Here is a 21,506-nt window from a genome sequence, read left to right on the forward strand (position 1 = left end):
ATGTCCCGACTCAATCCCCGGCAGCAAGAAGCCGTGAACTACGTCGGCGGCCCGCTTTTGGTGCTCGCCGGTGCCGGCTCCGGCAAGACCAGCGTGATCACCCGCAAGATCGCGCACCTGATCCAGAATTGCGGCATCCGGGCCCAGTACATCGTCGCCATGACCTTCACCAACAAGGCCGCGCGCGAGATGAAGGAGCGGGTCGGCACCCTGTTGCGTCCGGGCGAGGGCCGTGGCCTGACGGTTTCGACGTTCCACAACCTGGGCCTGAACATCATCCGCAAGGAGCATGTGCGGCTGGGCTACAAGCCGGGCTTCTCGATTTTCGACGAGACCGACGTCAAGGCCCTGATGACCGACATCATGCAGAAGGAATACTCGGGCGACGACGGCGTCGACGAGATCAAGAACATGATCGGCGGCTGGAAGAACGACCTGATCCTGCCGGCCCAGGCCCTGGAAAACGCACGCAACCCCAAGGAACAGACCGCCGCCATCGTCTACACCCACTACCAGCGCACGCTCAAGGCGTTCAACGCGGTGGACTTCGACGACCTGATCCTGCTGCCGGTGAAGCTGTTCGAGGACAACGCCGACATCCTGGAGAAGTGGCAGAACCGCGTGCGCTACCTGCTGGTGGACGAATACCAGGACACCAACGCCAGCCAGTACCTGCTGGTGAAGATGCTGATCGGCAAGCGCAACCAGTTCACCGTGGTCGGCGACGACGACCAGTCGATCTACGCCTGGCGCGGCGCGCGCCCGGAAAACCTGATGCTGCTCAAGGAAGACTACCCGTCCCTGAAGGTGGTCATGCTTGAGCAGAACTACCGCTCCACCAGCCGCATCCTGCGCTGCGCCAACGTACTGATCTCGAACAACCCCCACGAGTTCGAGAAACAGCTGTGGAGTGAGATGGGCCACGGCGACGAGATCCGTGTGATCCGCTGCCGCAACGAGGACGCCGAGGCCGAGCGGGTGGCCATGGAAATCCTCACCCTGCACCTGCGCACCAACCGCCCCTACAGCGACTTCGCCATCCTCTACCGGGGCAACTACCAGGCCAAGCTGATCGAGCTGAAGCTGCAGCACCACCAGGTTCCCTATCGGCTGTCGGGCGGCAACAGCTTCTTCGGTCGCCAGGAAGTGAAGGACCTGATGGCCTACTTCCGCCTGATCGTGAACCCCGACGACGACAACGCCTTCCTGCGGGTGATCAACGTGCCGCGCCGGGAAATCGGCTCGACCACCCTGGAAAAACTCGGCAACTACGCCACCGAGCGCAAGATCTCGATGTACGCCGCCACCGACGAGATCGGTCTGGGCGAGCACCTGGACAGCCGCTTCACCGAGCGCCTGTCGCGCTTCAAGCGCTTCATGGACCGGGTGCGCGAGCAGTGCGCCGGCGAAGACCCGATCTCCGCGCTGCGCAGCATGGTCATGGACATCGACTACGAGAACTGGCTGCGCACCAACAGCTCCAGCGACAAGGCCGCCGACTACCGGATGAGCAACGTCTGGTTCCTGATCGAGGCGTTGAAAAACACCCTGGAGAAGGACGAAGACGGCGAGATGACCGTCGAGGACGCCATCGGCAAGCTGGTGCTGCGCGACATGCTCGAACGCCAGCAGGAAGAGGAAGAAGGTGCCGAGGGCGTGCAGATGATGACCCTGCACGCGTCCAAGGGGCTGGAATTCCCCTACGTGTTCATCATGGGCATGGAGGAAGAGATTCTCCCCCACCGCTCCAGCATCGAGGCCGACACCATCGAGGAAGAGCGGCGTCTGGCCTACGTCGGGATCACCCGCGCGCGCCAGACCCTGGCCTTCACCTTCGCCGCCAAGCGCAAGCAATACGGCGAGGTGGTCGAGTGTGCGCCGAGTCGTTTCCTCGACGAGCTGCCGCCGGACGACCTGGCCTGGGAAGGCAACGACGACACGCCGACCGAAGTGAAGGCCGTGCGCGGCAACTCGGCGCTGGCGGATATACGGGCGATGCTAAAGCGCTAGAATTGACCCTTTTACCCCCGCCCCACCCTTCCTGTAGGAGCAGGGCTTGCCCGCGAAGCTTTTCTCCTCAAGGGCCCTTTCGCGGGCAAGCCACGCTCCTACAGGTGGATCGGGTGATGGGACAACCCCTATTATTTTCCAGCGCCAGAACGCGCTATTCGAGGACGTTACGTGGAAGCACTGCATAAGAAAATTCGTGAAGAAGGCATCGTGCTTTCCGATCAGGTCCTGAAGGTCGACGCCTTCCTCAACCACCAGATCGATCCGCAACTGATGAAGCAGATCGGCGACGAATTTGCCCGGCGGTTCGCCGACTCGGGCATCACCAAGATCGTCACCATCGAGGCCTCGGGCATCGCCCCAGCGGTGATGACCGGCCTGAACCTGGGCGTACCGGTGATCTTCGCGCGCAAGCACCAGTCCCTGACCCTGACCGAAAACCTGCTGTCGGCCACCGTGTACTCCTTCACCAAGCAGGTGGAGAACACCGTGGCGATCTCGCCGCGTCACCTGACCAGCAGCGACCGGGTTCTGGTCATCGACGACTTCCTGGCCAACGGCAAGGCGTCCCAGGCACTGATCTCGATCATCAAGCAGGCCGGCGCCACCGTGGCGGGCCTGGGTATCGTCATCGAGAAATCCTTCCAGGGCGGCCGTGCCGAACTGGACGCCCAAGGCTACCGGGTCGAGTCCCTCGCCCGGGTCAAGTCGCTGGCCGGCGGCGTCGTGACCTTCATCGAGTAGGCCACCCGGCCTCAGAAGCCCATCGCCCGCGAACCGTGCAGCGAACTGGACAACTTGAACAGTTCGCTGTCGTTCTTGATCCCCAGCTTGCGATAGGCCGACTGTTTCTGCGTGCTGATGGTATTGGCGCTGCGCGAGAATTTGGCGGCGATACCATTGACCGACATGCCGTCGAGAAAGCAGCGCAACACCTCGCGCTCCCTCGGCGACAGCACCTCGCCATGCGCGCCCGCGCAGACCGGCTCGGCCACGCTCGCCACCCGATGCACCTCGGTTTCCGAAACCGCCGCCACCTCCGCCGCCATCACCGGGTGCAGGTAGATCCTGCCGCGAGCCACCGTGCGGATCGCCGACGCCAGCCCTTCCAGACGCTCGCTCTTGCCGAAGAACCCCCAACTGCCCGCCCGTAGCGCCAGCGAGACGGTGGCCGGTGTGTAGTGGGCCGACAGCACCAGCGGCCGGCATTCGGGATGACGCAGCCGCAGCGTACGGATCAGGTTGATGCCGTCGATCTCCCTGGGCCCGAGCATGAAATCGATGACCAGGATGTCGGGCTGGCGAACGGCCAGCGCCGCCAACAGTTCCCTGCTCGTGGAATAGGAACCGATCACCTGCAGATCGGGCTCTTTGGACAACCACAGGACCGTACCGACCCGAATCAGTTCGTGATCGTCCAGCAGCATGACGGTGTAGGGACCAGGGAGTGCACTTGTCATCTTTTATCGACCTCCTGAAAGAGAAACCGCAGCCAAAGCCTGAGCCATGGTGAATGCCTACAGAACTTTCAGGCTTATAGCACTCGATCTCAGAAGCGCGTTTCGAGAAATCTCGAAACTGCTCTGTTTCGAGTTATCTCTATGTTCCACGGTTGGGGCTTGCGCGACAGTGGCGTCCCGCATCCGGCAGGCCAAACGCCTTCCCTTGCGGCCTGCAAGCGGGAAAACAACTGAAACCATTCAAGGTAACGCCATGAAAATCTCTCAAGTCTCCGCCGCCGTCTCCCTGGCCCTCGCCGCCCTGATCGCCTTGCCGGCCTCGGCGGCCAATGACGGCATCATCAACTTCAACGGCCTGGTGCGGGACATCACCTGCACCATCGAAGGCGAGGCGCCAGGGGGTGGCACCGTGGTCAAGAACGTCGACCTGGGCGGTGTCTCCGCAGCCCGCCTGACCAACGCCGGCGACCGCGCCAACCTCACCGGCTTCACCATCCGCGTCGGCGCCCCGGGCGAGACGACCTGCACCAACGGCCGCACGGCGATGGTCGCATTCGACCCGACCAGCCCGGCCATCGACATCGCCACCGGCCGCCTGAACATCGATGACGGTGCCGACGCCGCCAGCAATGTGCAGGTCGAGGTGACCCAGCGCGACGGCACGCCGATCCACGTCTACAACGAAAAGTCCGAGGGCGTGGTGATCGCCGACAACCAGGCGGTCATTCCACTGGCCGCCCAGTACTACGCCACCGGCACGGCCGGCGAAGGTCTGGTCGCGACCCGCGTCGGCTTCATGGTCGAGTACGCCGACTGACGAGTCCCAGGGGACCCGCAGCCACCAGGCGGGTCCGCTCCACCTCCAGAGAGTTTTCCTTCAATGAACAACATGGCTCATCCGGGCAGGTTCCTCTGTGCCTTGCTGATGACAGCGCTGACCGCCGTTACCGCACAGGCCGCCGTGGTCATCCACGGTGCCCGCGTGATCTACCCCGCCGACCAGCAGGAAGTGGTCGTGCGCCTGGAGAACAAGGGCGACCGACCTTCGCTGGTCCAGCTCTGGCTCGACAATGGCGACAAGTACGCCACCCCGGCCACCGCCCAGGCGCCGTTCACCGCACTGCCTCCGGTGATGCGCATCGAACCCGGCCGGCAACAGGCACCGCGCCTGCGCTACACCGGCGAACCCCTGCCCCGGGACCGTGAAAGCCTGTTCTGGCTGAACGTGCTGGAAGTGCAGCCGAACACCGTCGATACCGGCGACAGGAACCTGCTGGAGCTGTCGTTCCGTTCACGCCTGCGGGTGTTCTTCCGGCCGCAGGGGCTGCCCTATCCGAAGGGGGCCGCGGCGCCGAAGCTGAGCTGGAAGCTGGTACGCCACGCCGGCGGGCATGCCCTGGAAGTGCTCAACCCCACGCCCTATCACGTGTCTTTGGGCTCGGTCGAACTGGTCGGCCAGGGCGGGCGTTATCCGAAGGCGCCGAACCAGCAGGTCGACGACAGCCTGCTGCTGCCCTCCGGCGACATCAAGCGCTTCGTCCTGCCGACCCTGCGCACACGGCCCGCCGGCGCCCTGAAGGTCGAGTTCACGGCCGTCAGCGACCACGGCGCACGCATCAGCCACAGCGCCGACATCACCTCCTGAAGCGGAGCCAGGAACCGTTCATGAATACCCTCAGACTCCAGCTCGGCCTGCTCATCCTGATGCTCGCCGGCAGCCTCGCGGCCCAGGCCAGCGTGGTCATCACCGGCACCCGGGTGGTGTACCCGGCGGCCCAGAAGGAAGTGACGATCCGCTTCGAGAACAAGAACCCGAAACCGGCCCTGGTGCAGGTCTGGCTCGACAACGGCGATGAAGAAGTGACTCCGGAACAGGCCCGCGTGCCCTTTGTCGCCACGCCGCCGATCTTCCGCATGGAACCGGGCCGGCAGCAGGTGTTGCGCCTGTCCTATACCGGCGACCCCCTGCCGACGAATCAGGAGAGCCTGTTCTGGCTGAACATGCTGGAAGTGCCGCCCAAGGTCCAGGCCAGCGAACAGGAAAACCAGTTGCAGTTGGCCTTTCGCACCCGCATCAAGGTGTTCTTCCGCCCGGCGGACCTGCCCCTGGAAGCCACCCAGGCCGTCGACAAGCTGCGCTGGCGCCTGGTCCGGGACGAGCAGGGCCAGGCCCTGGAAGTGACCAACCCGACCCCTTACCACCTGAGCTTCGATTCGGTCGAACTGCTCGCCGCCGGCCAGCGCCACGCCAAGCCGACCGGCCAGGATGCGGCCGAAAACATGGTCAACCCGCACGCCAGCAACCGCTTTCCCCTGCCCGGCCTGAGCGCCGTGCCGGCTGGCGATGCGCAGGTCGAGTTCCAGACCATCGATGACTACGGAGCCCGGCATCTGCACAAGGTCCGGCTCAGTCCATGAGCCACTGAATCCCCACCTGGCAGCGCCAGGACACCCGAACACGAGACGCCCGCCCCCTCCGCGATCCCTGACGCGCGCTGGCCGGGCCCGGCTTGCCCGAATTTGGCAACACAAACCGTTTGGAACCTTGACCATGAGATCCCAAAGCTCGCCCGAGTCCATCGGGCCACGTACCCGGCCATGCCGCCTGGCCCGCGTCCTTCATGGCCTGTTGCTGCTGGGCAGCGGCAGCGCCCTGGCCGCGGACGAGGTCGAACGGGTGGAGTTCAACCCGGCATTCTTTCCCGGCGGCGGACAGATCGACATCTCGCGCTTCAACGAAGGCAACGTGGTCCTGCCGGGCCAGTACCGGGCCGACGTCACGGTGAACGGCGACTGGATCGGGCGCCAGGACCTGACCTTCGCCAGCGTCGAAGGCCAGAGCAATGCCCAACTGTGCCTGGAGCGCCCGTTGCTGCTGCGCCTGGGCATCGACATCGACCGTGTGCCGGCCAAGGCTGCCGAAGCCGGCGAGCCGGTCCCGCCCGCGCTGCCGACGGCTGTCTACTGCGGCAGCCTCGGCACCTACGTACCGGGTGCCAGCGTCAGCTTCGATGCCGGCGAGAGCCGGCTCGACCTGCTGGTGCCGCAAATCTACCTGTCACGCTCGGTCCGCGGCTACGTCAGCCCGGAGTACTGGGATTCGGGCGTCAATGCCGCCTTCGCCCGCTACAATGCCAACGGTTTCCGCAACAGCAACCAGGGCCGCTCATCGTTCTCCAGCTACCTGGGGCTGCACACCGGCCTCAATCTGGAAGGCTGGCACCTGCGCCACAACGGCGCCTACAGCAGCAACGAAGCCGGCAGCCAGTACCAGAGCAGCGCCACCTACGTGCAACGGGAGTTGCCCGGGCTGCAATCGCAACTGATGGCCGGCGAGATCTACACCACCGGCGAACTGTTCGACAGCCTGCGCATGCGCGGCGCCACCCTGTCCACCGACGACCGCATGCTGCCCGACTCGCTGACCGGCTACGCGCCGATCGTCCGCGGAGTGGCCGAGACCAACGCACGGGTCAGCGTCCGCCAGCGCGGCATCCTGCTCGACGAAGTCAGCGTGGCACCCGGGCCGTTCGTACTCAACGACCTGTTCCCCACCGGCTACGGCGGCGACCTGGAGGTCACCGTCACCGAAGCCGATGGCCGGCAACGCCAGTTCATCGTGCCGTTCGCCTCCAACATCAACCTGCTGCGCCCCGGCTACAGCCGCTACTCCCTGAGCCTGGGCGAGATGGACGAACTGGGCATCGACAGCAAGCCCTGGCTGGCCCAGGGCACGTTCCAGTACGGCCTGAACAACCTGCTCACCGGCTACACCGGCGCGCTGGCCTCCGAGGGCTACAACGCCCAGGTGTTCGGTTCGGCACTGAATACGCCGGCGGGGGCGATCTCCTTCGACCTGACCACTTCCCAGGCCGAGATCCCCGGCCTGGGCCGGCGCCGCGGGCAGAGCCTGCAGGCGCGCTACAACAAGATCTTCGCCAGCACCGGTACCGACTTCGCCCTGGGTGCCTTCCGTTACTCCACCGACGGCTTCCTCACCGCCCGCGACACCGCGCAACTGCGCGAGCTGGCACGCACCGGCGGCGACCTGGAGCGCGTCGGTCGCCTGCGCGAGCGCCTGGACATCAGCCTCAACCAGAACCTGGAGCGCGGCTCGCTGTTCCTCACCGGCTCGTCGCAGCACTACTGGAACCGCAAGGGCGGCGAACTGAGCTTCACCGCCGGCTACAACGGCAACTGGCAGCGCATGAACTACACCGTCAGCGCCCAGCGCAGCCGCGACCTGCTGAGCAATCGCAGCAGCAACCAGATCGACCTCACCTTCCACCTGCCCCTGGGCCATTCCGACCGCGCACCCAATCTGTCGAGCACGCTGATCCACGGCGATCGCCAGAACAGCGCGCGAGCGGGTCTGAGCGGCACCCTCGGCGAGCGCAACGAGTACAACTACGGCGCCTCGCTCAGCCATGCCGACAACGGTGTCGGCAACAGCTTCAACGCCGACCTGCAATACCGCAGCCGCTACGCCCTGGCCTCCACCAGCCACAGCCAGGGCAAGGACTACCACGCGCAGTCGCTGAGCCTGTCCGGCGGCCTGGTGGCCCATGCCGACGGCGTGACCCTGACCCCGGAACTGGGCGACACCATCGGCCTGGTCAACGCTCCCGGCGCGCAGGGCGCCTGGGTCGGCGGCAACACCCAGGTAGATGGGAAGGGCTACGCCGTGGTGCCGCACCTGACCCCCTACCGGCAGAACGTGGTCGAACTCGACCCGCGCGACATGTCCCACGACGTCGAACTCAAGGCCGCCTCCCACAACATCGCGCCCCGTGCCGGCTCGGTGGTGGTGATGAAGTACGAAACCAGCAGCGGCCGCGCCGTGATGATCGATGCTGCCCGGGACGACCACTCCGCGCTGCCGTTCGGTGCCGATGTATTCGATGAGGACCACGCCCATGTCGGCGTGGTCGGCCAGGGTGGCAAGGTCTTCGTGCGGGTCGCCCGCGATCGCGGCCAACTCCTCGTCAAGTGGGGCGCCAGCAGCGCGAGCCAGTGCCGGATCGACTATGACCTCGGCCCGCAGGACAACAGCGGCAATTCCCAGAACCTGCGCCAGATCGACGGCCTCTGCCAGGCCATCGACAGCCCGCAAACCCCGACTTCGCGAGATCCACAATGAAAGCTCCGATCCGCTCACTGGCCGTATTGGCCGCCAGCCTGACCCTGTCCACGCAGGCCCAGGCCGTCTGTGACTACTATCCCAACATCCGCAACAGCGCGACCTTTCCGAGCACCATCACCGTACCGGCCGACCTGCCGGTGGGCCGGCTGATCGCCCAGGTATCGCTCAGTCGACCGTTCCCCAGCGGCGAAAGCCGCTGCTCACGCTCGTTCCCCTACCAGATCGTCGGGCGCTATGCGGCTTCCGACCAGGTCGACCTCGGTGGGCCCAGGCTCATGGGCTATCGCACCAACGTGCCAGGAGTCGCGGTACTGATTCGTACCAGGGCGCCCAATTTTGACTTGTTTCGTTCGGTCGAACTGCACAGCTCCGCAGGCACGGAGACCGGGTTGCCATGGATCATCGTGCACAACCTGACGGACATGGAGGCGCATTTCTACAAGATCGGCAACATCTCGACAGGCACGGTCCCCGCCGGGAACCTGCGGCAACAGTACTGGAGCGGCCGGCTGATCAAGACCATAGCGCTCAACAACTCGGTGCAGTTCGTCGTTCAATCCCCGACCTGCGACCTGGCGGTCGGCGACGTCAACCGCACGATCAACCTGGACAAGATCCAGCTCTCGAACTTCACCGACAACTCGGCCGGCAAATACAACTTCGAGATCAGCGCCAATTGCAACAATGCCTCCAGCGTGACCTTCCGCTTCACCGGCACCCCGGCCAACGGTGACAGCTATCGCTTCGCCAACACCGGTACCGCCCCCGGCGTTGGCACATGGCTGTACTCACGCATCGGCGGTGTCGAGTCCACCATCCGCGCCAACGGCACCGAAAACACCCGCACCGTGAGTGTCAGCGCCAACCGGGCGGTCCTGCCGCTGGGCGCCGCCTACTGGAAGATCGGCACACCGGGCAAAGGCACCCTCGTCAGCGCCGTGACCGTCAACATCACCTACAACTAAACCCACCAGAAGGACCACCGGAATGAAAACCCCTCTCCTGGCACTCGCCCTTTTGATCGCCGGCAACCTCACCGCCGCCCAGGCCGCCACCACCGGTACCCTGACCGTGCGCGGCCAGATCGACGGCGGTACCTGCAACCTCGACACCATCAGCAATCCGACACTGCCGACCGTCAAGGTCAGCGACTTCGACTCCAGCACCTGGACCGGGCTCAAGGAGTTCAGCCTGGGCGCCACCTGCGACTCGGACATCAGGAACGTCATCTTCACCTTCTCCGGCACCCCGGCTTCCGCCGACCCCACCCGCTGGGCCAATACCGGCACAGCCGCTGGTATCTCCACCGTGCTCCAGGCCCGCAACGGGGCGAACTACAACATCCCGGCCAACGGTACCGCCGCCCAACGCCAGCGCACCGTCGCGACCAGCGCCGGCAAGGCCACGCTGCCCATGGCGGCGCATTACATAAAAACCGGCACCGTCTCCAAGGGCACCCTGCTGACCACGGCGACGGTGAGCATCACCTACAACTGAAACACCGGCCCCGCTGCGCCGCGATAGCGGTAGCCAGCACCCCGCCAGAACGGACAACATCTCATGAAAACCTACCTGTTACCCCTGGTGCTGATGGTTGCCGCCACCCTCGAGAACGCCTCGGCGGAAACCCTCAATCCGGGCAATCTGCAGATCGAGGGCCTGGTCGAGGGCGGGACCTGCAACCTGGTCCCCGGGGAATACGATCGGCCGGTGGTCCTGCCACCGGCCAAGGTCAGCGATTTCAGCGGCAGCGAATCGACGGGCCACCGCGACTTCGAAATCAGTGCCCTCTGCGATTCGGATATCACCAGCGTGACCTTCACCTTCGCCGGCACCCAGGTGCCGACAGACGGCGCCCGCTTCGCCAATACCGGCGATGCCCAAGGCGTCGGGCTGTGGCTGTACTCGCGGCTGGGCGGTGTGCAACGGACCATCCGTGCCGACGGCGGCGACAGCGCCCGCACCCTGTCGCCCAGCGGCGGCCAGGCGTTGCTGCCGCTGGGCGCGGCCTACTGGAAGACCGGCAGCGTGCGCGAAGGCACGCTGGTCAGCCAGGCCACCGTGGAAATCACCTACAACTGAAGGCGCCGGGCGGTCGCCTGCAAGCCCGCCAACAGCAGACGCTGATACAACTCTTCGCGCAGTCCCTGGGGCTGGTCCAGGCCCATGCGTTGCAGGTGCGCGGGGAACGCCGACGGCTCGGGGGCCTCCAGGGTCGCCTTGCCCAGCTCCAGCACTTCGCTGAGCTTGAAGTGGCGCTTGAGCCAGTTCAGCGCCCGCAACAGGTCACGCTCCTCGACGGTGAAATCACTGCCCAGCGGATACTCCACGAACAGCTGCGGATGGCGCTCACGCAGCGCTTCCAGGCGCTGTGGCGTGTTGTCGGCAAAGCGCGGGTCGAGACGGAAGTTCTGCGGCAGCTTGCCGGCCTTCTGCGCCTGCTCGATCAGCCCGGCCTGGAACCGTGAATCGCTGATGTTGAGCAGTGCCTCGATCACCACGGCATCGCTCTTGCCGCGCAGGTCGGCGATCCCGTACTCGGTCACCACGATATCGCGCAGGTGCCGGGGAATGGTGCAGTGGCCATACTCCCAGACGATATTGGAACTGGCCTCGCCACCGGCCTCGCGCCAGCTGCGCAGGATCAGCACCGAACGCGCACCTTGCAGCGCATGGCCCTGGGCGACGAAGTTGTACTGCCCGCCCACGCCGCTGAGCACCCGCCCGTCCTCGAGCTGGTCGGCCACCCCGGCACCGAGCAGGGTCATGGTGAAGGCACTGTTGATGAACCGCGCCTCCTGGCGCTGCAGACGCTTGAGCTCCTCGTTGCCATACAACTCGTTGATGTAGCTGATGGCGGTCATGTTGAACTCGGCGAGCCGTTCCCGCGGCAACGCCCGCAGCCGCTGGTAGAAACTGTGTGGCCCGAGGAAGAAGCCACCGTGCACCACCACGCCTGCCGTGGCGTCGGGCTGCCCGGCGATGGCCCGGCGCTGCGCGTCGATATCGGCATGGACGCGACGCCGCACGATGCCCGCATCGGCCAGCACCAGCAGGCCATTGACGAACATCTCGCTGCAACCGTAAAGGCCGCTGGCAAAGGGTTCGATACCCCCTTCACGGTCGATCAGCGCCTGCCACGGCCGTATGTCGAGGTCGTCCAACAGGGCACGATAGCCAGCGTTGTCGGCATGCCGGGACAACAACGCGGCGGTCAGCGCATCGCCCATCGAGCCGATGCCGATCTGCAGGGTTCCGCCATCGCGCACCAGGGTGCTGGCATGCAGGCCGATGAAGTGGTCCTGGCAGCCGACCGGCATGTTCGGCGTGGAAAACAGCGTGCTGCGCTCAGGTTCGTCGATCAGCAGGTCGAAAGCCGCACGGTCGATCTCCGAGTCGCCCGGCATGTAGGGCAATTGGGCATGTACCTGGCCCAGTAACAGGATGGTCTCGCCGGCGGCGCGGCGCCTGGCGATCATCGGCAGCAGGTCGAGGGTGATGTCCGGGTTGCAACTGAGGCTCAGGCGGCCCGGCTGCTGCTCGTCAGCGGCGACCAGCTGGGCCACCAGGTTGAGGCCGGCGGCGTTGATGTCCCGGGCGGCATGGCTGTAGTTGCTACTGACGTAGTCCTGCTGGGCGGCGGTACTGTGGAGCAGGCTGCCGGGCTGGAGGAAGAACTGTTCGATACGGATATTGGCCGGCAGGCGGTCACGCCGCAGGTCTTCGAGAAAGTCCAGTTCCGGGTAGTCGCCGAAGACCCTCTCGACGAAGGGTTCGAGAAAACGCCGCTGCAAACCCTCACCGAGGGGTGGCCGGCCCAGGCTCAGCGCGGTGTAGATCGTCAGTTGCCGCTGCGGCAACCGGCTGACCCGCCGGTACAACGCATTGACGAAACGATTGGGTTTGCCCAGCCCCAGCGGCAGGCCCATGTGGATATGCGCGGGCAACCGCGCCAGCACTTCGTCGACCGCCCGCTCGATGGAACACGTCAGCGTCATCCGACCTTCCTCGCTTGTACCTGGATGGAGGTTGGACCGGGCTTGCCGGGGCTTTGCTGCACAGGCCAATCGAAAATTCTGAAAGGCAGGTACGAAAAAGCCGCTCGAAAGCGGCTTTTCCCGGGAAGATCCGTTGGCTTACAGGCCGGACATCTTCTTGATCGCACCCTTGAGTTCGTCGTCCGAGCAATCGGCACAGGTGCCTTTTGGCGGCATCGAGTTGATGCCGGTGATGGCCTTGGCGAGGATGCCGTCGAGGCCGCCCTGGTGATCGGCACGTTCCTTCCAGGCTGCGGTGTCGCCGATTTTCGGCGCGCCCAGCAGGCCGGAGCCGTGGCAAGCGTTGCAATGCTTGGCGATCACTTCGTCAGGGGTCTTGGCGCCGCCACCACCGCCCGCCGATGCCGCGACCTCCATCCCCTTGCATTCCTGACCTTGAACACAGACCTGGCCGACCGGCTCCAGGCGCTTGGCGATCTCGTCGTTCGTCGTAGCTTGAGCGCTGACAGCCCATAGGGCCAATACGGTTGCTGGTGCAGCCAGCATTTTCATAATTAGGTTCACGCGTTCACCCTCAATGGTGGCTAATCACGCCGCGACCACGGTTTCGCGGGCGGGCGTGAGTATAGCGGTAAGACCGCTGCTGCGAAACAACCCCTGTAGTTGCAAGGGTATTGCCCACAACGCGGGTCCGTACTGCCGGGCGCCCTGAATCCCTGAGCTGGCGCCCCGGGCCGTCAGAAGTTGGCCGGTGTCGCTGCGCTGATTAGTCGCGCCGGGGTGTCGAACGGGTTACGGAAGCGATGCGGCTTGGTACTTTCAAAATAGTAGCTGTCGCCCGCTTCGAGGACGAATGTTTCCAGACCGACCACCAGTTCCAGCCGACCTTCGAGCAGGATGCCGGTCTCTTCGCCTTCGTGGGTCAGCATTTCCTCGCCGGTGTCGGCGCCGGGCGGGTAGATTTCGTTGAGAAAGGCGATGGCGCGACTCGGATGGGCGCGGCCGACCAGCTTCATGGTCACGGCGCCGTCGGAGATATCGATCAGCTCATGGGCCTTGTAGACGATCTGCGTCGGCGTTTCCTGGAGGATCTCTTCGGAAAAGAACTCGACCATCGACATGGGAATGCCGCCAAGCACCTTGCGCAACGAACTGATCGAGGGACTGACGCTGTTCTTCTCGATCATCGAAATGGTGCTATTGGTGACGCCCGCACGCTTGGCGAGTTCACGCTGAGACAGACCTTTCATTTTGCGGATGGATTGCAGTCGTTCACCGACGTCCAATGCGGCAGCCCCCCAGGCATTCAGGCGATGTTGTAATTGAGCGATATCATGGCATAGCGTTCAGTATTTACAACACTTGGACCCGAATCCGCCTGGGCAAACGCCCCAACGGTCGTGCCGGCTTCCCGCTATTGCCCGGTGTAGAGCCTCGGGACCCGGCGCAGGTTGCAGAAGATCTGGTACGGAATGGTTTCGGCCCGGGCCGCCACCTCGCTGGCCAGGATGTTCCTGCCCCACAGCTCGACGGTCGAACCCAGGCCAGCCTGGGGGATATCCGTGAGGTCGACGCAGAGCATGTCCATCGACACCCGGCCGAGCAACTGGCTGCGCTGGCCGGCCACCAGCACCGGCGTACCGGTCGGGGCATGGCGTGGATAACCGTCGGCATAGCCCATGGCGACCACCCCGAGGCGCATCGGCCCGGGCGTGACGAACCGGCCGCCATAGCCCACCGGCTCGCCGGCCGGCAGTTCGCGCACGCTGATGATTTTCGACTCGAGGGTCATGACCGGCTGCATCCACGAGGCGACCGGGTGCTCGGCGTCGAACGGGCTGGCACCGTACAGCAGGATGCCGGGGCGCACCCAGTCGCTGGGAATCCGCGGCCAGCCGAGCACCGCCGGCGAGTTGCGCAGGCTGACTTCGGCGGCCAGGCCCTGGCGTGCCGCCTCGAACACCGCGACCTGCTCCTCGCTGCGCGGGCTGTCCAGCTCGTCGGCCCGGGCGAAGTGGCTCATCAGCACGATCTTCGCCACCTTGCCGGTCGCCAGCAGGCGCCGGTAGGCCGGCTGGTAGTCGTCCGGGTGCAGGCCGACCCGGTGCATCCCGGTGTCCAGCTTCAGCCAGACGGTGATCGGCGCGGCGATGGCCGCCTGCTCGATCGCTTCCAACTGCCACAGCGAATGCACCACGCACCAGAGATCGTGCGCGACGATCAACGCCAGTTCGTCGGCCTCGAAGAAGCCTTCGAGCAACAGGATCGGCCCGCGGATGCCTGCGGCCCGCAGCTCCAGCGCTTCTTCGATGCAGGCCACGGCAAAACCGTCGGCCTCGGCTTCCAGGGCCTGGGCGCACTGTACCGCGCCATGCCCATAGGCGTCGGCCTTGATCACCGCGAGGGCACGGGCCCCCGCTACTTCGCGGGCCAGCCGGTAGTTGTGGCGCAGGGCTTGGAGGTCGATCAGGGCACGGGCAGGACGCATGGTGGCAAACTTCTAGACAGTCGATGGGTAATAAAAAACCGGCATGACAAATGGAGGGCCACAGGTCATGCCGGGAGAGGGATCTTGCTTAAGGCAGGGCGGCGACGACCAACAGTTCCACGAGGATTTCCGGTTCGCAGAGCTTGGCCTCGACCGTGGCGCGGGCCGGGGCGACGCCCTTGGGCAGCCACTTGTCCCAGACCGCGTTCATGCCGGCGAAGTCGGCATCGATGTCCTTCAGGTAAATGGTCACCGACAGCAGACGGGTCTTGTCGGTACCGGCCAGATCCAGCAGACGCTCGATGTTGGCGAGGGTCTCGCGGGTCTGTTTTTCGATGTCGCCACTCAGGTCGTCACCCACCTGCCCGGCCAGATACACGGTACCGCCGTGAACGACGATCTGGCTCATGCGCTCATTGGTGAGCTGGCGCTGGATTGCCATGTCTTGCAGTCTCCTGGTGATTGCCATAACGGGAAATATCGAGGCCTTCGGCACTGATCTGCGGCTTTTTCTTCGCCATCAGGTCAGCCAGCAGGCGACCTGAACCGCAGGCCATGGTCCAGCCGAGCGTACCGTGGCCGGTGTTCAGGAACAGGTTGCGCAGCGGCGTGGCGCCCACGATCGGGGTGCCGTCGGGGGTGGTCGGACGCAGGCCGGTCCAGAAACTGGCCGCCTGCAGGTCACCGCCCTGAGGATAAAGATCGTTGACGATCATCTCCAGTGTTTCGCGCCGACGCGGGTTCAGCGACAGGTCGAAACCGGCGATTTCCGCCATGCCGCCGACGCGGATGCGGTTGTCGAAACGGGTGATCGCGACCTTGTAGGTCTCGTCGAGAATGGTCGAGGTCGGCGCCATCGCCGGGTTGGTGATCGGCACGGTCAGCGAGTAACCCTTGAGCGGGTAGACCGGCGCCTTGATCCCCAGCGGCTTGAGCAGTTGCGGCGAGTAGCTGCCCAGGGCCAGCACGTAGCGGTCGGCGGTTTCCAGCTTGCCATCGATCCACACGCCGTTGACGCGGTCGCCGGCGTGGTCCAGGCGCTGGATGTCCTGGCCGAAGCGGAATTCCACCCCCAGCTTGACGGCCATTTCGGCCAGGCGGGTAGTGAACATCTGGCAGTCACCGGTCTGGTCGTTCGGCAGGCGCAGGGCACCGGCGAGGATATCGGTGACACTCGCCAGGGCCGGCTCGACGCGGGCAATGCCGGCACGGTCGAGCAGTTCGAACGGCACGCCGGACTCCTTGAGCACGGCGATGTCCTTCGCCGCGCCATCCAGTTGCGCCTGGGTGCGGAACAATTGGGTAGTCCCCAGGCTGCGGCCTTCGTAGGCGATGCCGGTTTCGGCGCGCAGTTCGTCGAGGCAGTCGCGGCTGTACTCGGACAGGCGAACCATGCGCTCCTTGTTCACCGCATAGCGGCTGGCGGTGCAGTTGCGCAGCATCTGTGCCATCCACAGGTACTGGTCGATATCGGCAGTGGCCTTGATCGCCAGCGGCGCGTGACGCTGCAGCAGCCACTTGATGGCTTTCAGCGGCACGCCCGGGGCAGCCCACGGCGAGGCATAACCGGGCGAGACCTGGCCGGCGTTGGCGAAACTGGTCTCCATCGCGACGGCCGGCTGGCGGTCGACCACCACCACCTCGAAGCCGGCCCGGGCCAGATAATAAGCGCTGGCGGTTCCGATGACGCCACTACCCAAGACCAGAACTCGCATGTTTATGCCCCTCAATGGCGGCCAGCCGCCGATGTTTATTGTTCAAAGCAGAGATGCGCGCAGTGTAAAAAACAACAGCCAGTGCTTTTCACTATATAAGTGCCTATATTTGGCGAGAATTCTCGGCAATATGGCTTTTTACGGAGGCGCATCCCCTATGCGGACCAATCACCAGAGCAAACGCGAGCTGGACAAGATCGACCGCAACATCCTGCGGATCCTTCAGACAGACGCACGTATTTCATTCACCGAACTGGGCGAGAAGGTCGGCCTGTCGACCACCCCCTGCACGGAGCGGGTACGCCGGCTGGAGCGCGAAGGGATCATCATGAGCTACAACGCCCGGCTCAATCCGCAGCACCTGAAGGGCAGCCTGCTGGTGTTCGTCGAGATCAGCCTCGACTACAAGTCCGGCGATACCTTCGAGGAGTTCCGCCGTGCGGTGCTCAAGCTGCCGCATGTGCTGGAATGCCACCTGGTGTCGGGCGACTTCGATTACCTGGTCAAGGCGCGGATTTCCGAGATGGCGTCCTACCGCAAGCTGCTGGGCGACATCCTGCTCAAGCTGCCCCACGTACGCGAATCGAAGAGCTATATCGTGATGGAGGAAGTGAAGGAGAGCCTGAACCTGCCGATCCCGGACTGAATCTGGCGACACACCGATCGCCTGGCGAGACTAGACTGTGTACGAAATTGTTTGAAACGCAGGTTAGGCAAGGCAAAAACCGGCGAGGAAGCGCAGTTGACTGGTTGTCAATGAGCATTCCGAGCCGGTTTTTAACGCCGCATAACCAAGTTTCAAGCGATTTCGTACATAGCCTAGACCAGCACCTGCCGGGTGCTGGCGATGTACTCATGAACCTGTTTCTCGATCCGCGGGTGAATCATCTCCACCGGTCGCCGGCCATTGGGGCATGGCAGGCTCGGCGTGGTGCCGAACAGCCGGCAGATCAACGGCCGCTCGTCATACACCGTGCAGCCATTCGGCCCCAGGTGTACGCAATTGAGTTCGTTCAGTGCCGCTTCCTGCTCGGCAGCGGTCTTGCGGGGCAGGCGGGCCATTTCCTCCGAGGAGGTGGTCACCGGCCCACAGCAGTCATGACAGCCCGGCACACATTCGAAGGACGGGATCTGCTGCCGCAGAAAGCGGATTTTCTGGCTGTTGCAGCTCATCGAGGCCTTACCAAATACCGGGAAAGACCTGGATTCTGCCTGAAAAGGCCCATCCCAGACAGCACCTCCTCTAGCCATGCAGGCCATCAAGTTGCCCGTGCGAGGGGCTGCGGCTTATCCTCCGTCAAATTTTCCAAACACGATCATCAGGACCACGCACATGAACGCCCCTGCCCGGCATACCGCTTCCTACTACGCCGCCAGCAGCCACCCGCAACCGGAATATCCTCCGTTGCAGGGCGAGGTGCAGGCCGACGTCTGCGTGGTGGGCGGCGGTTTCTCCGGGCTCAATACCGCCATCGAACTGGCCGAACGCGGCCTCGCCGTGGTCCTGCTGGAAGCCCGCAGGATCGGCTGGGGCGCCAGCGGGCGCAACGGCGGGCAACTGATCCGCGGCGTCGGCCATGGCCTGGAGCAGTTCGCCCCGGTCATCGGCCAGGACGGTGTGCACCGCCTGAAACTGCTGGGACTGGAAGCGGTGGAAATCGTCCGCCAGCGCATCGAGCGGTTCCGGATCGACTGCGACCTGACCTGGGGCTACTGCGACCTGGCGAACAAGCCCCGTGAACTGGAAGGTTTCGCCGAGGACGCCGAAGAACTCCGGCAACTGGGCTACCGCCACGAAACCCGCCTGCTGCAGGCCCACGAAATGCACAGCGTGGTCGGCTCCGACCGCTACGTCGGTGGCCTGGTCGACATGGGCTCGGGGCACCTGCACCCGCTGAACCTGGCCCTCGGCGAAGCGGCGGCGGCCGAACAACTGGGCGTGAAGCTGTTCGAACAGTCCGCCGTCACCCGCATCGACTACGACCCGCAGGTGCGGGTCCATACGGCACAGGGAGTGGTGCGCGCCACGACCCTGGTGCTGGCCTGCAACGCCTACATCAACGGGCTCAACGAGGAACTGGGCGGCAAGGTGCTGCCCGCCGGCAGCTACATCATCGCCACCGAGCCGTTGAGCGAGGAGCAGGCCCGCTCGGTGTTGCCGCAGAACATGGCGGTCTGCGACCAGCGGGTCGCGCTGGACTACTACCGGCTATCGGCCGACCGCCGCCTGCTGTTCGGCGGCGCCTGTCACTACTCCGGTCGCGACCCGCAGGATATCGCCGGCTACATGCGGCCCAAGATGCTCAAGGTATTCCCGCAACTGGCCGGGGTGAAGATCGACTACCACTGGGGCGGGATGATCGGCATCGGTGCCAACCGCCTGCCGCAGATCGGCCGCTTGCAGGCGCAGCCCAACGTCTATTACGCCCAGGCCTATGCCGGACATGGCCTCAACGCCACCCATCTGGCCGGTCGCTTGCTGGCCGAGGCCATCAGCGGCCAGCAACACGATGATTTCGACCTGTTTGCCCGGGTCCCGCATATCACCTTCCCGGGCGGCAGATACCTGCGTTCGCCGCTGCTGGCGCTGGGGATGCTCTGGCATCGCCTCAAGGAATTGCGCTAATCGGCCATTAGGCTGTGTACGAAATTGTTTGAAACGCAGGTTAGGCAAGGCAAAAACCGGCGAGGAAGCGCAGTTGACTGGTTGTCAATGAGCATTCCGAGCCGGTTTTTAACGCCGCATAACCAAGTTTCAAGCGATTTCGTACATAGCCTAGTCACGCCAGAAGGGTTTCAGCCCTTCGGCCAGGGCCTCGCTGCGGGTCAGGCCGATATCACGCAACTCGTCGGCCGTGAGTTCGAGCAGCACCTTGCGGGTACGCAGGCGATGCCAGAACAGGCCCATCCGACTCAACTCGGGAGCGCGCGGGGCAACGCAGGAAACCGCCCCCGCCCGCTCCTGCCCGGTCATCAGTTCCTGGTCACGCAAAACCAGACGCACATCGCTCAAGCCGTTCATTGCCATTGCTCCTTCGTTACTCGGTTGCCCTGAGTAGCAAGGATGGCCTTTGGCGCAAAACCATTACAGATTCAAACAACCTGTATTATTTCCATACAGATTTGGCGAAATCGTGACTGAATCCTGTATTTTCTGGCAATCTGTACCGGTATCCCGTTCGCACCCTGATCGAGCAGCCGCCATGAGCCTTTACGTCAACCTCGCCGAATTGCTGGGAACCCGCATAGAACAAGGCTTCTACCGTCCGGGCGACCGCCTGCCGTCTGTACGGGCATTGAGCGTGGAACATGGTGTCAGCCTGAGTACGGTGCAGCAGGCCTATCGGCTGCTGGAAGACAACGGACTGGCCCTGCCCAAGCCCAAGTCCGGTTATTTCGTGCCGGCCAGCCGGGAATTGCCGGCGTTGCCGGTCGCCGGTCGCCCGGCACAGCGGCCGGTGGAAATCTCCCAGTGGGACCAGGTGCTGGACCTGATCCGCGCGGTGCCACGCAAGGACACCGTACAGTTGGGCCGCGGCATCCCCGACATCGGCAGCCCGACCATGAAGCCGCTGCTGCGCAGCCTGGCGCAGATCAGCCGTCGCCAGGACCTGCCAGGGCTGGCCTACGACAACATTTACGGCAACCTCGGCCTGCGCGAGCAGATCGCCCGGCTGCTGCTCGATTCCGGCTGCCACCTAGGCGCCCAGGACCTGGTGGTCACCACCGGCTGCCACGAGGCGCTGTCGGCCAGTATCCGTGCCACCTGCAACCATGGCGACATCGTCGCGGTGGACTCGCCCAGCTTCCATGGCGCCATGCAAACCCTCAAGGGCCTGGGCATGAAAGCCCTGGAGATTCCCACCGACCCGCTCACCGGCATCAGCCTCGACGCCCTCGAACTGGCCCTGGAACAGTGGCCGATCAAGGCCATACAGTTGACCCCCAACTGCAACAACCCGCTGGGCTACATCATGCCGGAGTCGCGCAAGCGGGCACTGTTGCAGCTGGCGCAGCGCTTCGACGTGGCGATCATCGAGGACGATGTGTATGGCGAACTGTCCTACACCTACCCGCGACCGCGGACCATCAAGTCGTTCGACGACGATGGCCGGGTGCTGCTCTGCAGTTCGTTCTCCAAGACCCTGGCTCCGGGCCTGCGGGTCGGCTGGGTCGCGCCCGGCCGCTACCTGGAACGCGTGCTGCACATGAAGTACATCAGTACCGGCGCCAGCGCCCCACAACCGCAACTGGCGGTCGCCGACTTCCTGCGCAACGGCCATTTCGAGCCGCATTTGCGGCGGATGCGCACGCAATACCAGCGCAATCGCGACCTGATGCTCGATTGGGTCAGCCGCTACTTCCCCGCCGGTACCCGTGCCAGCCGGCCCCAGGGCAGCTTCATGCTGTGGGTCGAGCTGCCGGAGGGCTTCGACACCCTGCGGCTCAATCGCGCCCTGGCCGACCAGGGGGTCCAGGTCGCGGTGGGCAGCATCTTCTCGGCCTCGGGCAAGTACCGCAATTGCCTGCGGATGAACTACGCTGCCAAGCCAACGGCGCAGATCGAGGAGGCGGTCCGCAAGGTTGGCGCGACAGCGATCCGCCTGTTGAACGAAGATTCGTGCAGCGACGATTGACCTTTATCCGCCGGCCAGCGTCCATATCCCGACACTGGCCAGACTCGACCTGGGG

The 21,506-nt window shown here is 64.6% G+C and carries 21 protein-coding genes; 12 read left to right on the forward strand and 9 right to left on the reverse strand.

Features of this window, described 5'->3' with window-relative positions:
* Together rep and ACMGT0_RS00010 are read left to right on the forward strand one after the other, a co-directional pair.
* Positions 1–2,010 carry a DNA helicase Rep gene (gene rep, locus ACMGT0_RS00005; RefSeq protein WP_026144807.1) on the forward strand — a complete coding sequence of 670 codons (2,010 nt, stop codon included), beginning with the start codon at positions 1–3 and terminating at the stop codon, positions 2,008–2,010.
* 171 nt (positions 2,011–2,181) lie between these two features.
* Positions 2,182–2,754, forward strand: coding sequence for a xanthine phosphoribosyltransferase (locus ACMGT0_RS00010; protein WP_054056652.1), 573 nt, complete (start codon positions 2,182–2,184; stop codon positions 2,752–2,754).
* An 11-nt stretch (positions 2,755–2,765) separates the two neighbouring features.
* Here ACMGT0_RS00010 and ACMGT0_RS00015 read toward each other — a convergent pair whose 3' ends face one another.
* Positions 2,766–3,437: a response regulator gene (locus ACMGT0_RS00015; RefSeq protein ID WP_054056653.1), complete on the reverse strand. Its 672-nt coding sequence runs from the start codon at positions 3,435–3,437 to the stop codon at positions 2,766–2,768.
* Positions 3,438–3,723: 286 nt separating this feature from the next.
* Between ACMGT0_RS00015 and ACMGT0_RS00020 the strand changes: the two genes are divergently transcribed.
* The 7 genes from ACMGT0_RS00020 to ACMGT0_RS00050 all read left to right on the forward strand — a co-directional run bounded on the left by ACMGT0_RS00020 (position 3,724) and on the right by ACMGT0_RS00050 (position 10,695).
* Positions 3,724–4,287: a fimbrial protein gene (locus tag ACMGT0_RS00020; protein ID WP_054056654.1), complete on the forward strand. Its 564-nt coding sequence runs from the start codon at positions 3,724–3,726 to the stop codon at positions 4,285–4,287.
* 63 nt (positions 4,288–4,350) lie between these two features.
* On the forward strand, positions 4,351–5,115 hold the full coding sequence (locus tag ACMGT0_RS00025; RefSeq protein ID WP_054064600.1) for a fimbria/pilus periplasmic chaperone: 765 nt from the start codon (positions 4,351–4,353) through the stop codon (positions 5,113–5,115).
* Positions 5,116–5,135: 20 nt separating this feature from the next.
* A complete protein-coding gene (locus tag ACMGT0_RS00030) occupies positions 5,136–5,888 on the forward strand; it encodes a molecular chaperone (protein WP_054064601.1) in 753 nt (250 codons plus the stop codon).
* 133 nt (positions 5,889–6,021) lie between these two features.
* Positions 6,022–8,610, forward strand: a complete 2,589-nt coding sequence (locus ACMGT0_RS00035; RefSeq protein ID WP_416770996.1) for a fimbria/pilus outer membrane usher protein — start codon at positions 6,022–6,024, stop codon at positions 8,608–8,610.
* The gene (locus tag ACMGT0_RS00040; protein WP_416770998.1) at positions 8,607–9,578 is read left to right on the forward strand and encodes a fimbrial protein; all 972 of its coding nucleotides are present in this window, start codon (positions 8,607–8,609) and stop codon (positions 9,576–9,578) included. The genes ACMGT0_RS00035 and ACMGT0_RS00040 overlap by 4 nt, the downstream gene beginning before the upstream one ends.
* Positions 9,579–9,600: 22 nt before the next feature.
* Positions 9,601–10,110, forward strand: a complete 510-nt coding sequence (locus ACMGT0_RS00045) for a fimbrial protein (RefSeq protein WP_416770999.1) — start codon at positions 9,601–9,603, stop codon at positions 10,108–10,110.
* 63 nt (positions 10,111–10,173) lie between these two features.
* Entirely contained in the window at positions 10,174–10,695 is a 522-nt protein-coding gene (locus ACMGT0_RS00050; RefSeq protein WP_416771001.1) for a fimbrial protein, read from the forward strand.
* Here the strand turns inward: ACMGT0_RS00050 and ACMGT0_RS00055 are convergent.
* From ACMGT0_RS00055 to dadA, 6 genes are all read right to left on the reverse strand, one after another.
* Positions 10,686–12,611 (reverse strand): acetyl-CoA hydrolase/transferase C-terminal domain-containing protein, encoded by a 1,926-nt coding sequence (locus tag ACMGT0_RS00055; RefSeq protein ID WP_416771003.1) that lies wholly within the window; start codon positions 12,609–12,611, stop codon positions 10,686–10,688. The genes ACMGT0_RS00050 and ACMGT0_RS00055 overlap by 10 nt on opposite strands.
* Before the next feature lie 138 nt (positions 12,612–12,749).
* Entirely contained in the window at positions 12,750–13,163 is a 414-nt protein-coding gene (locus ACMGT0_RS00060) for a c-type cytochrome (protein ID WP_081005863.1), read from the reverse strand.
* Positions 13,164–13,348: 185 nt separating this feature from the next.
* On the reverse strand, positions 13,349–13,897 hold the full coding sequence (locus ACMGT0_RS00065; RefSeq protein WP_017901663.1) for a cupin domain-containing protein: 549 nt from the start codon (positions 13,895–13,897) through the stop codon (positions 13,349–13,351).
* Positions 13,898–14,025: 128 nt separating this feature from the next.
* Complete coding sequence (alr, locus tag ACMGT0_RS00070) at positions 14,026–15,099, reverse strand: alanine racemase (protein ID WP_416771006.1); 1,074 nt, start codon at positions 15,097–15,099, stop codon at positions 14,026–14,028.
* Between the two features lie 88 nt (positions 15,100–15,187).
* On the reverse strand, positions 15,188–15,541 hold the full coding sequence (locus ACMGT0_RS00075) for a RidA family protein (RefSeq protein ID WP_416771008.1): 354 nt from the start codon (positions 15,539–15,541) through the stop codon (positions 15,188–15,190).
* A complete protein-coding gene (dadA, locus tag ACMGT0_RS00080) occupies positions 15,513–16,814 on the reverse strand; it encodes a D-amino acid dehydrogenase (RefSeq protein ID WP_054063497.1) in 1,302 nt (433 codons plus the stop codon). Before dadA ends, ACMGT0_RS00075 begins: the two co-directional genes overlap by 29 nt.
* 157 nt (positions 16,815–16,971) lie before the next feature.
* Here dadA and ACMGT0_RS00085 point away from each other — a divergent pair, with 157 nt between their 5' ends.
* Complete coding sequence (locus ACMGT0_RS00085; protein WP_054058367.1) at positions 16,972–17,460, forward strand: Lrp/AsnC ligand binding domain-containing protein; 489 nt, start codon at positions 16,972–16,974, stop codon at positions 17,458–17,460.
* Between the two features lie 173 nt (positions 17,461–17,633).
* Here ACMGT0_RS00085 and ACMGT0_RS00090 read toward each other — a convergent pair whose 3' ends face one another.
* Positions 17,634–17,987, reverse strand: a complete 354-nt coding sequence (locus ACMGT0_RS00090) for a YkgJ family cysteine cluster protein (RefSeq protein WP_054056376.1) — start codon at positions 17,985–17,987, stop codon at positions 17,634–17,636.
* Positions 17,988–18,147: 160 nt separating this feature from the next.
* Between ACMGT0_RS00090 and ACMGT0_RS00095 the strand changes: the two genes are divergently transcribed.
* A complete protein-coding gene (locus ACMGT0_RS00095) occupies positions 18,148–19,440 on the forward strand; it encodes an NAD(P)/FAD-dependent oxidoreductase (protein WP_416771011.1) in 1,293 nt (430 codons plus the stop codon).
* A 150-nt stretch (positions 19,441–19,590) separates the two neighbouring features.
* Here the strand turns inward: ACMGT0_RS00095 and ACMGT0_RS00100 are convergent, their stop codons facing one another.
* A complete protein-coding gene (locus ACMGT0_RS00100; RefSeq protein WP_054056374.1) occupies positions 19,591–19,836 on the reverse strand; it encodes a DUF1127 domain-containing protein in 246 nt (81 codons plus the stop codon).
* Positions 19,837–20,017: 181 nt separating this feature from the next.
* Here ACMGT0_RS00100 and ACMGT0_RS00105 point away from each other — a divergent pair, with 181 nt between their 5' ends.
* Positions 20,018–21,451 carry a PLP-dependent aminotransferase family protein gene (locus tag ACMGT0_RS00105; RefSeq protein WP_054056373.1) on the forward strand — a complete coding sequence of 478 codons (1,434 nt, stop codon included), beginning with the start codon at positions 20,018–20,020 and terminating at the stop codon, positions 21,449–21,451.
* The last annotated feature ends 55 nt before the right edge of the window (positions 21,452–21,506 follow it).

Origin of the sequence: Pseudomonas sp. RHF3.3-3 (genome assembly GCF_048069595.1) — a bacterium.
Classification (GTDB): domain Bacteria; phylum Pseudomonadota; class Gammaproteobacteria; order Pseudomonadales; family Pseudomonadaceae; genus Aquipseudomonas; species Aquipseudomonas fuscovaginae_B.

Coding starts and splice junctions, on each gene's coding strand:
- alr (WP_416771006.1), bottom strand. CDS start 15,099: ATGCGTCCTGCCCGTGCCCTGATCGACCTCCAAGCCCTGCGCCACAAC.
- rep (WP_026144807.1), top strand. CDS start 1: ATGTCCCGACTCAATCCCCGGCAGCAAGAAGCCGTGAACTACGTCGGC.
- dadA (WP_054063497.1), bottom strand. CDS start 16,814: ATGCGAGTTCTGGTCTTGGGTAGTGGCGTCATCGGAACCGCCAGCGCT.
- ACMGT0_RS00020 (WP_054056654.1), top strand. CDS start 3,724: ATGAAAATCTCTCAAGTCTCCGCCGCCGTCTCCCTGGCCCTCGCCGCC.
- ACMGT0_RS00035 (WP_416770996.1), top strand. CDS start 6,022: ATGAGATCCCAAAGCTCGCCCGAGTCCATCGGGCCACGTACCCGGCCA.
- ACMGT0_RS00075 (WP_416771008.1), bottom strand. CDS start 15,541: ATGGCAATCCAGCGCCAGCTCACCAATGAGCGCATGAGCCAGATCGTC.
- ACMGT0_RS00090 (WP_054056376.1), bottom strand. CDS start 17,987: ATGAGCTGCAACAGCCAGAAAATCCGCTTTCTGCGGCAGCAGATCCCG.
- ACMGT0_RS00045 (WP_416770999.1), top strand. CDS start 9,601: ATGAAAACCCCTCTCCTGGCACTCGCCCTTTTGATCGCCGGCAACCTC.
- ACMGT0_RS00055 (WP_416771003.1), bottom strand. CDS start 12,611: ATGACGCTGACGTGTTCCATCGAGCGGGCGGTCGACGAAGTGCTGGCG.
- ACMGT0_RS00085 (WP_054058367.1), top strand. CDS start 16,972: ATGCGGACCAATCACCAGAGCAAACGCGAGCTGGACAAGATCGACCGC.
- ACMGT0_RS00030 (WP_054064601.1), top strand. CDS start 5,136: ATGAATACCCTCAGACTCCAGCTCGGCCTGCTCATCCTGATGCTCGCC.
- ACMGT0_RS00025 (WP_054064600.1), top strand. CDS start 4,351: ATGAACAACATGGCTCATCCGGGCAGGTTCCTCTGTGCCTTGCTGATG.
- ACMGT0_RS00105 (WP_054056373.1), top strand. CDS start 20,018: ATGAGCCTTTACGTCAACCTCGCCGAATTGCTGGGAACCCGCATAGAA.
- ACMGT0_RS00050 (WP_416771001.1), top strand. CDS start 10,174: ATGAAAACCTACCTGTTACCCCTGGTGCTGATGGTTGCCGCCACCCTC.
- ACMGT0_RS00060 (WP_081005863.1), bottom strand. CDS start 13,163: ATGAAAATGCTGGCTGCACCAGCAACCGTATTGGCCCTATGGGCTGTC.
- ACMGT0_RS00040 (WP_416770998.1), top strand. CDS start 8,607: ATGAAAGCTCCGATCCGCTCACTGGCCGTATTGGCCGCCAGCCTGACC.
- ACMGT0_RS00015 (WP_054056653.1), bottom strand. CDS start 3,437: ATGCTGCTGGACGATCACGAACTGATTCGGGTCGGTACGGTCCTGTGG.
- ACMGT0_RS00095 (WP_416771011.1), top strand. CDS start 18,148: ATGAACGCCCCTGCCCGGCATACCGCTTCCTACTACGCCGCCAGCAGC.
- ACMGT0_RS00100 (WP_054056374.1), bottom strand. CDS start 19,836: ATGAACGGCTTGAGCGATGTGCGTCTGGTTTTGCGTGACCAGGAACTG.